Source organism: Cellulosimicrobium sp. CpK407 (assembly GCF_051844275.1).
GTDB classification, from domain to species: domain Bacteria; phylum Actinomycetota; class Actinomycetes; order Actinomycetales; family Cellulomonadaceae; genus Cellulosimicrobium; species Cellulosimicrobium cellulans_G.
Map to the genome: position 1 here is coordinate 1 of NZ_JBGNYC010000110.1, position 436 is coordinate 436.

A 436-nucleotide genomic window follows, 5' to 3' on the forward strand; every position below is an offset into this window, starting at 1 on the left:
CGGTGTCGGTGACGGTGGCGGTGGTCGCGTCGGTGGTGACGGTGAGCTCGGTCGCGGCGCCGTCGGGGTCGGCGTCGTTGTCCAGGACGGGGACGGTGACCTCGGTCTTGCCGAGGATGTCCTCGACGGGCACGGTGTCGTCGCGGGCGACGGGGGGCAGCAGGGGTGCGTCGGCGGCGACGTTGACGGTGACGGCGCCGGTGGCGCGGGCGCCGTAGGTGTCCTGGACCTGGTAGTAGAACGTGTAGGCGCCGTCGGCGTCGGGGGAGGTCAGGACGATGCGGTCGGTCACGACCTCGGCGTCCAGGTCGTGGGTGTCCTCGATGGCGCCGGGGACCAGGCCGACCTGGTCGCCGTCGGGGTCGGTGTCGTTGGCCAGGGCCGCGACCGAGACCGTGCGCCCCGGGCGCACCGTGATCTCGTCGTCCACCGCCAC

The 436-nt window shown here is 73.6% G+C and carries 1 protein-coding gene; it reads right to left on the reverse strand.

All coding sequences use genetic code 11. The features are described from left to right. On the reverse strand, nt 1–436 hold a 436-nt coding region (locus tag ABWU78_RS20935; RefSeq protein ID WP_439159399.1), incomplete at both ends, for an Ig-like domain-containing protein.